8 protein-coding genes and 2 tRNA genes are annotated in these 7,252 nt (G+C 47.3%); 8 read left to right on the forward strand and 2 right to left on the reverse strand.

Annotated features, from left to right (window positions below):
• From P8O70_05495 to P8O70_05510, 4 genes are all read left to right on the forward strand, one after another.
• Positions 1-228 (forward strand): hypothetical protein (locus P8O70_05495; protein MDG2196331.1); only part of this gene is annotated, 228 nt, incomplete at its 5' end.
• Complete coding sequence (locus tag P8O70_05500; GenBank protein ID MDG2196332.1) at positions 212-910, forward strand: urease accessory UreF family protein; 699 nt, start codon at positions 212-214, stop codon at positions 908-910. The genes P8O70_05495 and P8O70_05500, both read left to right, overlap by 17 nt.
• A gap of 26 nt (positions 911-936) precedes the next feature.
• A complete protein-coding gene (ureG, locus tag P8O70_05505; protein ID MDG2196333.1) occupies positions 937-1,566 on the forward strand; it encodes an urease accessory protein UreG in 630 nt (209 codons plus the stop codon).
• Positions 1,566-2,351 carry an urease accessory protein UreD gene (locus P8O70_05510; protein MDG2196334.1) on the forward strand — a complete coding sequence of 262 codons (786 nt, stop codon included), beginning with the start codon at positions 1,566-1,568 and terminating at the stop codon, positions 2,349-2,351. The genes ureG and P8O70_05510 overlap by 1 nt, the downstream gene beginning before the upstream one ends.
• 4 nt (positions 2,352-2,355) lie before the next feature.
• Here the strand turns inward: P8O70_05510 and P8O70_05515 are convergent, their stop codons facing one another.
• A complete protein-coding gene (locus P8O70_05515; GenBank protein ID MDG2196335.1) occupies positions 2,356-4,164 on the reverse strand; it encodes an AAA family ATPase in 1,809 nt (602 codons plus the stop codon).
• Positions 4,165-4,290: 126 nt separating this feature from the next.
• Between P8O70_05515 and P8O70_05520 the strand changes: the two genes are divergently transcribed.
• From P8O70_05520 to P8O70_05535, 4 genes are all read left to right on the forward strand, one after another.
• The gene (locus tag P8O70_05520) at positions 4,291-4,563 is read left to right on the forward strand and encodes a hypothetical protein (protein MDG2196336.1); all 273 of its coding nucleotides are present in this window, start codon (positions 4,291-4,293) and stop codon (positions 4,561-4,563) included.
• 365 nt (positions 4,564-4,928) lie between these two features.
• On the forward strand, positions 4,929-6,713 hold the full coding sequence (locus P8O70_05525; GenBank protein ID MDG2196337.1) for an ABC transporter transmembrane domain-containing protein: 1,785 nt from the start codon (positions 4,929-4,931) through the stop codon (positions 6,711-6,713).
• 120 nt (positions 6,714-6,833) lie between these two features.
• Positions 6,834-6,909, forward strand: a tRNA-Gly gene (locus tag P8O70_05530).
• A 54-nt stretch (positions 6,910-6,963) separates the two neighbouring features.
• A tRNA-Met gene (locus tag P8O70_05535) sits at positions 6,964-7,040 on the forward strand.
• A gap of 25 nt (positions 7,041-7,065) precedes the next feature.
• On the opposite strand, the gene P8O70_05540 is transcribed toward P8O70_05535, so the two are convergent.
• Positions 7,066-7,252 (reverse strand): hypothetical protein (locus P8O70_05540; protein ID MDG2196338.1); only part of this gene is annotated, 187 nt, incomplete at its 5' end.

Consider the following 7,252-nt stretch of genomic DNA (forward strand, 5'->3'; position numbering starts at 1 on the left):
GAAGCTCCAGAGCCAGTCTTGGTTTTACGTCCGCTAAGTCCTCCAGAGTGGGCTTGGCTCGCCTACCAAATTGGTAATCGTCACTTGCCACTGATGATCACGGATTTCGAACTGATTTGCCCCCATGAACCTGCTGCAGAGCATCTCTTTCAGCAACTGGGGATCAACTACGAAGTCAGTGAACGCCCCTTCACCCCAGCCATCCCACAGAGTGGACACACCCACTGAGAATGCTGGACTGGAGCAGTGGCTGAGTGTACTGCATCTGAGTGATAGCGCTTTGCCCATTGGGGCCTTCGCTTACTCAGAGGGTCTGGAGTCGGCTATTCAACTTGATGCTCTTCAAACTCCTGACGACCTTGGCACCTGGTGGGAACTGTGGCGAACAGAGACCTTCCGCTGGCAAGAGGGTCCAGCTCTCTGTCAACTGATGAAGGCAATCAAGCGAGATGATTGGCGACGTGTTCAAGTTCTCAATCAGGAACTGACCGCACTCAAGCCAGCAGTTGCACTAAGAGATGGAAGTCACATTCTGGGAAAACGCATGTTGACGACCTGTGCAGATCTCTATCCGGATCTTCCTGCAGATCGTCTAGAAAAATTATTGCCAACACTCAACGTACTGACAGTCCAAGCAACCTTACTTGCAACCCTGAACGTCCCACAAGATGTAGCGCTGGCAAGCTTTGCCTTCGGCCGCTTGAATCAATCACTTTCTGCAGCACTGCGTTTGTTCGCCTTAGGACAGCAAACTGGACAAGTCCTGCTTCTAAAGCAGTTGCGGTTGATTCCAAGAACTGTGACTGAAATCCTTGGGGATGCCAAATCTCCATTACGCTCATTCACCCCAAGAGTCGACTTGCTGCAAATGAAACACACAGGTCTTTACACCCGTCTGTTTCGCTCTTAGAAAAAACTTAACAATCCGGAGAAATCATGAAAAAAGTTGTCAAAGTCGGCATTGGTGGGCCAGTTGGTTCAGGGAAAACGGCATTACTGGATCGCCTCTGTAAGGCAATGCGTAACCACTACCGAATGGCGGTTGTCACCAATGACATTTTCACTCGCGAAGACATGGAATTTTTGATTCGTAGTGAGGCGTTGTCTGAAGACCGGATCTATGGTGTACAAACAGGAGGATGTCCTCACACCGCAATTCGAGAGGATGCTTCACTAAATTTTGAAGCGATTGATCAAGCCTTGAGTGATCACCCAGACCTAGAACTAATCTTCGTCGAGAGTGGTGGGGACAACCTAGCAGCCAGTTTCAGCCCTGAACTTGTTGATGCATCCATCTATGTGATTGATGTCTCTGGAGGTGACAAGGTCCCTCGTAAAGGGGGCCCAGGTGTAACTCGTTCAGACTTATTGATCATCAATAAAATTGATATCGCGCCATTTGTTGGAGCTTCTCTAGAAGTGATGGATCGTGATTCCAAAAAGATGCGAGGTGATCGACCCTTTGTCTTCACGAATCTCAAAGACAAAACAGGGCTCGATACTGTCATCTACTGGATTCAAACCGAAGTATTGTTGGAGAGTGAACCAAACTCCATCGCTGTCTGATGCATTCCAAACTTAACTTAACTTTCGGTTATCACCGAGGTCAAACTCGACTGACAGATGTTCAGGCTGATAGTGTTTTCAAAGTGACCAGACCCGTATCACTTACTGACGGTTCAGGGTTACAGTTAATTTTGATGAGTCCTGCTCCTGGCATCTTTGGTGGAGACTTGTGGGAGATCAATATTCATGCGGAACCTGGCACACAAGTTCATCTGACGACGCAGGGAGCGTTACGAATTCACCCCTCACAGAGAGGCGACATTGCCCAGCAAAAGTTACGTTATACTTTGCAAGCTGAATCCAATCTCACGATTTATAGTGATCCGGTAATTCCTTTTGCTGAGTCTCAATTCAACCAGCAGACTGTACTGGAGGTAGAAGCAGGGGCTCAGCTTGGCTTCTGGGAAGCCTACATGGCAGGTCGTCTGGCTCACGGGGAGGCCTGGTGTTTTCAACTCCTGCAGAGTGAAACAAAGTTATTCGCTGGCAGCGAGTTGCACTATCTGGATCGCTCCCTACTCTGTCCAACTGAACAAGGTTTTAGCAATCCATTCCAGCTAGGTAACTATCCGATCTGGGCGAGTGCTCTGGCATTTGTGCCCGATAACTATTTCGTTCCAACCGAATGGCCTAAAAACTGCGAAGTTGCTGTTGACCAACTAGCACCAAACTTACACCTCCTGCGTTGTCTTGCGGCAGATGGTCAGGTGCTAAGGCAGATTCAGCATCTCTGGTTAAAATCATTACCACAAAGTATTTCTCAAGCAATGAGCGCCTCAGCTTAATTTTTCAGTTCTCAGGACGAATCTGTCTCAGCGCTTGCAAAAGATCTTCACGTGTAATTGGGTTCATTCGTTTGAGCTCTCCATGCACCGCTCTTTGAACTGCCAACAGCGCAGCTCGATTGCAAGCTGCCGACAGTTCTGCTCCACTCCAGCCTTCCGTTAGACCAGCCAAGTAAGTTGCATCAACCTCGGCACTGAGTGGTTTTTGCTTTAAGTGGATCTTCAAAATCTCTTCGCGCTCCATTGTGTCAGGTGGTGCAAATTTAACGATCTCGTCAAAGCGTCCTGGCCGTAGAATCGCTTCGTCAAGTCGATCCACACGATTCGTAGCTCCGAGTACAAGCACACCCTTGAGCTCCTCAATCCCATCCATTTCAACCAGGAATTGAGCGAGTATACGCTCAGAGACCGCAGCATCCAAACCCATCATTCCACGGGCAGGTAAAAATGCGTCTAGTTCATCAAAAAAAAGAATACAAGGGGCGGCTTGTCTTGCTCTTCGGAAAATATCCCGCAGACGTTGTTCTGACTCTCCGACATACTTCGAGTGTAAATCTGCGCCTTTCATCGCAACGAAGTTGGCCTGACTTTCAGTTGCCAATGCCTTTGCCAGCAGGGTCTTGCCGCAACCAGGGGGTCCCACCAACAGGATCCCTCGAGATGGCCTCAAACCAGCCTGCACAAACAAATGCCCATAGCGCAAAGGCCACTCGACTGCTTCGATCAGACGTGATTTGACTGTGGAAAGCCCTCCAACTTCTTCCCATTTGACGTTTGGCACACTGATTACTGTTTCCCGTAGCGCCGAGGGTTCAACCTCTCGAAAAGCAGCTGCGAAGTCTGGCAATCCAACCTTGATAGAACTCAAATCAAGTTGAGCAACCGGTGTTTTCTTAAGTACTCTGCGCAGAGCCTGCAAAGCTGCCTCTCGACAGAGGGCCGCTAGATCAGCACCAACAAAGCCATGTGTCCGACGAGCCATATCGTCTAGGTCAACCCCCTTTGTCAGAGGCATTGGCTGCGTGTGAATTTCTAAAATTTCTCTGCGTCCTAGTTGGTCCGGAACTGGAATCTCAATCTCTCGATCAAAGCGACCGGGTCTGCGGAGAGCAGGGTCTAGAGCATTCGGCCGATTCGTTGCACCAATAATAATAATTTGGCCCCGATCGTCCAGACCATCCATCAGGGTCAGTAACTGAGCAACGACTCTTTTTTCCAGATCACCAAAAGACTGGTCACGTTTTGGAGCTAGCGCATCAATTTCATCGATAAAGAGTATCGCTGGCACTGCCCGTTGAGCCTGATCGAAGAGCTTGCGCAGTCGGGCTTCACTTTCACCATAGTATTTGTTGATGATCTCTGGGCCACTGATGCTAAAAAAGTGAACACCTGCAATCTTGGCTAAAGTTCGTGCGATTAGGGTCTTGCCACACCCTGGTGGACCATGGAGCAGCACCCCAGTGGGAGGCTTGATGCCCAAACGTTCAAAGACTTCTGGTTTCTGTAATGGTAGTTCTATCAACTCGCGAATGCGTTCCATCCTCTCCCCCAAGCCACCGATGGCTTGATCATATTTTGGTTCTTCCTTAGGCGGAGAATCTGAACTCGGTGCAGAAGAAGAATGTCGATTATTCTGATTATCTGAATTGTAAGTAAAATTTGTACGATTAGCCTGGTTGCGAAAACTTTTCTCCCACTCTTCGGGAGAAGCGTCTCCTACCTGTGAGAGGTTTTCCACCAACTCAGAAAAACCCTGAAAGAGCATTTCAAATGGATCATCGGGTGGTCTTCTTTGGTTGTTGTCCTTACTCATTTGGAAACCTTTGATCCTTAGACCGATCAACTGAATTTAAAAATTGTTGAACCAGCACTGTAGCCATAGAAGTGCGTGTTCAAAACAAAGCACACCAAGTTCCTGAACAAAATGAGATATTCAATCATGTTGAAAATAGCTTTTGCAATGACGTACTTTGCGCTACTAGGTGCTTGTTCTAATAGTAACCCCACTCCTCAGATTGCAGAGAAAAAACCTCCGAAGTTGATTCCCAAGTCCGCCATCCAGGAGTGTGCTTACATCGAGGAATTTCTGGAAATGCGTCGTTGCGAAGTTGCTTATAACAACCGGTATTATAGCGTGAAAGCAGGATTTACAACCATAGATGTCGTACTTCAACCAAATCGGTCTATCGAAAAACCACAATTTGAAAAATGAGATTACCCAAAAGTGCTCATTCTATTGTTGCATTCAGTTAATTACCAGCAGAGCATCTTAGTAAACACAATCTGACTCTCCTAGCGAAATCATTGAGGACAGTCCTGACGCCTCTTTTCATGATTTTGAATTGATGCAACTGTGACTGTAACCCTACAGTAACTAACCAGAGCTTAACACCAGACTCGGATCTCGCTCGATCAGGATTCTAGATAAATACTTCAAAATCATTGAGAATCTTCCTCGATAGGTTCCAACATACCTCACACAATAACTTACAACATTTTCTAGTTTAAGAACATAGTGTTAGGCTATGTTTCACATGGCAATCTCTCTAATTTCAATACATCACTTCTCAAATATCAATGCTTGACACCAGTTCCCGAGCAAAAAGCAAGCAACTTTCCAACTTTCTTCCAGCCTTTCGTTTCTTGCGACCCTATAAATGGCGAATCCTGCTCGCAGGTATAGCCTTGGTCACTACCGCTGGTGTCTCCCTTTCCCTTGGACAAGGAGTGCGCTTATTGATTGATCAGGGTTTCGTAGCTGGATCCCCAGAGGCTTTGACTCAGACGTTGTTATTGTTTCTTGTACTCATAACCCTACTCGCACTTGGAACTTTTTTGAGATTTTACTTGGTTTCCTGGCTGGGAGAACGTGTCAGCGCAGATCTGCGCAAGGCTGTCTTTCAACATTTGTTACAGTTACACCCAGGCTTTTTTGAAACCAATCTCAGTGGGGAAATTCAGGCGCGAATTACAGCCGACACTACGGTTCTGCAAACAGTTATTGGATCATCTCTATCAGTAGCCCTGAGAAACGTGTTGCTCTTTTTAGGTGGCATCGCTTGGCTTTTCTGGACCAACCCCAAGCTAACATCCATCGTATTGATTGCGGTGCCCCTTCTCGTTGCACCAGTTGTCATCTTTGGTCGTAGTGTACGAAAACTCTCAAGGACCAGCCAAGATAAAGTAGCTTCAGTAGGAGCTTACGTGGGGGAGGCTTTACAGCACATCAAGATTGTTCAGGGCATGAACCATCAACAGGTGGACGAGAAGTCCTTTTCACAACACGTTGAGTCTGCATTTGGTGCTGGAATTCAGCGCATCCGACAGCGAGCTTTTCTGATCGCTATCGTGATGATGTTAGTCCTTGGATCGATCGGAGGCATGATATGGGTGGGTGGTCAGGATGTTTTGGCAGGTAGAGTGACACCCGGAGAATTAGCAGCCTTTGTCTTCTATGCGTTAATTGTAGCAAGCTCTCTGGGTTTTCTAAGTGAGGTCATTGGAGATCTCCAACGAGCAGCCGGAGCAACGGAGCGCTTGATTGAACTACTTGAGGCAGAAAGCGAGATAACTGATCCTGTCTACCCACAACTACTACCTTCTTTGGTGCGAGGCTCTGTGGAGATAAATGATCTGCATTTTTGTTATCCCTCTCGTCCTGATTCACTTATATTACAAGCAGTCAACTTGCACATTGAACCAGGAATGACAATGGCTCTTGTTGGTCCTTCTGGGGCTGGCAAGTCAACATTGTTAGAGTTGCTACTGCGCTTCTATGATCCTCTCCAAGGGTCCATACACTTTGAGGGAATTGATCTTCGCTCACTCACCTTGCAAGAGCTTCGACGACATATCGCTTTTGTCCCCCAACAACCAACTCTCTTCAGCGCCAACGTTTGGGAAAACCTACGTTATGGGCAACCCAATGCATCCAAGGAGGAGATGCTTGCTGCAACAAGGGATGCCAATGCTGAAGAATTTTTGAACAAGTTGCCTCAGGGCTTTGATAGTTTTCTTGGAGAGCAGGGAGTGAGACTCTCAGGCGGACAACGTCAACGCCTGGCGATTGCTCGAGCGATTTTGCGAGATCCCAAGTTGTTACTACTTGATGAGGCCACAAGTGCGTTGGATGCGGAGAGTGAACGAATGGTACAGGAAGCTTTATTAAGATTGATGCAGGAGAGAACAACAATCGTAATTGCTCATCGACTGGCAACGGTGATTCATGCAGATCAAATTGCAGTCATGGACCATGGTCGAGTGGTTGCCCTCGGCACTCATCAGCAAATATTACACACCTCACCACTCTACAGCCGACTAGCAGAACTCCAGTTTCGCCAGGAAACTATCCAAGCTGCCTAAGTTATAGTAAATTTTGCTTTTGCTATCACTTGATGTGGCTGCCTTTCCAATTATCTACTAACATTTCTTGAACAACTCACTTGACAAGTACAGTGAATCGCTAATAGTCTTAAGTGTTCCGCGAGAGTAGCTCAGTTGGTAGAGCGTCAGCCTTCCAAGCTGAAAGTCGCGGGTTCGAGACCCGTCTCTCGCTCCAGCTTTCTCCTTCAGGAGGGGAGAATCTGACAATACCGCACTCCTGACATCACATCGCGGGGTGGAGCAGCCAGGTAGCTCATCGGGCTCATAACCCGAAGGTCGCAGGTTCAAATCCTGCCCCCGCCACCATACTTTTCCTCAGTAAAATCAGTATTTAACCTAGCTTACCACTTTTCTGGTTCTCACCCGGATTTCGATTTACCCAACCATATACCCAACCATTTGGCGGGATTTTCTGTCCCAATCTGGCCCCACTTTTGACTGACAACCGATTATTTATTTTTAAATTTATCTTCGAAACTCTAGGGCGAATTTTGACGTTTGTGGATGAAGCAGAATGT

Source organism: SAR324 cluster bacterium (assembly GCA_029245725.1).
Classification (GTDB): Bacteria; SAR324; SAR324; order SAR324; family NAC60-12; genus JCVI-SCAAA005.

Bases quoted from the DNA above. Each gene is read 5' to 3' on its own strand.
- P8O70_05520 (MDG2196336.1), top strand. From the start codon at position 4,291: ATGTTGAAAATAGCTTTTGCAATGACGTACTTTGCGCTACTAGGTGCT.
- P8O70_05525 (MDG2196337.1), top strand. From the start codon at position 4,929: ATGCTTGACACCAGTTCCCGAGCAAAAAGCAAGCAACTTTCCAACTTT.
- ureG (MDG2196333.1), top strand. From the start codon at position 937: ATGAAAAAAGTTGTCAAAGTCGGCATTGGTGGGCCAGTTGGTTCAGGG.
- P8O70_05510 (MDG2196334.1), top strand. From the start codon at position 1,566: ATGCATTCCAAACTTAACTTAACTTTCGGTTATCACCGAGGTCAAACT.
- P8O70_05515 (MDG2196335.1), bottom strand. From the start codon at position 4,164: ATGAGTAAGGACAACAACCAAAGAAGACCACCCGATGATCCATTTGAA.